1 protein-coding gene is annotated in these 1,314 nt (G+C 42.2%); it reads right to left on the reverse strand.

Annotation, left to right across the window (positions count from 1 at the left end; translation table 11 throughout):
• Positions 1–32: 32 nt before the first annotated feature.
• A protein-coding gene (locus UA76_RS13125) for an IS3 family transposase (RefSeq protein WP_420340918.1) occupies positions 33–1,273 on the reverse strand; the annotation gives its coding sequence in 2 pieces (ribosomal slippage) (positions 33–913 and positions 913–1,273; 1,242 coding nt in all).
• Between the last annotated feature and the right edge of the window lie 41 nt (positions 1,274–1,314).

Raw genomic sequence — 1,314 nt, forward strand, 5'->3', positions numbered from 1 at the left:
TATGTCTCGTCCTAAAATACGTTGACAGTATTTCATTGAGCCAACAGCGTCAGCTGTTGGCTTTTTTCATGCACTTCATTTGGCGTTTTCATGCCCAGGCTGAGGTGCGGCCTCATATTGTTATAGATACTGATTGACTCTTTTACTAGATATCTAAGCTCATCGAGACCCTTACATCTATTCAGTAAGAACTCTTGCTTTAAGATGCCATTCACTCTTTCGGCTAAAGCATTTTGATAGCAATCATATCCATCTGTCATCGAAGATTTAATGTCACCCGCTCTAAGCCTTTCTTGATAAGTGCCAGAGCAATACTGTAGACCACGGTCAGAGTGGTGGATACATGAACAATGATATCGCCGATTTTTTATCGCCATATCGAGTGCCTTTACCACATCTGTTGCTTTCATCTCGTTGCTCAGTTCATATCCCATAATTTTTCGACTGAACGCATCAGTAACCAATGATAGATAGTGAACCCCTTCCTCAGATTGCAGGTAAGTGATATCACTCACCAGCACTTCCTCTGGGTTGTGAGGCTTAGACTCTTTAAGTAAGTTAGGATGTTTTTTCATCCAGTGCCTACTGTTCGTGGTTTTTATGAAGCTGCGTTTTGGTCGAACTAATAGTTGCTCATTACGTAAATAATCGAACAGAGCATCTCGACCTAATTTAATGCCTAGCTTTTCTAACTTGGGTTTCAGCAGGTAATAGAGTTTTCGAGTACCGAGCCGAGGCATGTAACGTCGAATATCGAGTACCATTTGCTTAACTGGTTTAAGGTCAAGCTGGCGTTGTACAGCACGCCTTTCTCGTTGATAAACACTCTGTCTTGATATTCCGCATAGCTTACAAACTCTCGCTAGACTCACACTCTCTTGTTCTTGAAGGCTCCTTGCCCCTTGTCGATATACTTTTTTCTAAGATTGCTCCCATGCTCAGCATCAAGAATATCAATCACTCTGTTCAGAAAGAGGTTTTTTATCTTCTCGTCTTCGAGCTCTTTTTCGAGTCGTTTAATTTTCTGCGCAGGGGACTCTTTAGATTTAGGAGATTGATGCATGACGTTCCTCCTTGGGGATTGCGTCCAATCCATCTTACCGTGCTTTCGAAGCCAGGTTAAAACGGTTGAGCGACCTTGAATTCCATAGATATCTTGGGCTTGTTTATAAGTCATGTCGCCTCTTTCTACAGCAGTGACAACCTGTAACTTAAAGCCTAGTGTGTAATCACGCTGAGTGCGCTTAACGTAGGTATTATTTGGCGTGTTCATAATTCGTCCTCAATGTGTAAACACATTTCAGGACGGGACAA

This window comes from Vibrio mexicanus (genome assembly GCF_001012815.1).
Classification (GTDB): Bacteria; Pseudomonadota; Gammaproteobacteria; order Enterobacterales; family Vibrionaceae; genus Vibrio; species Vibrio mexicanus.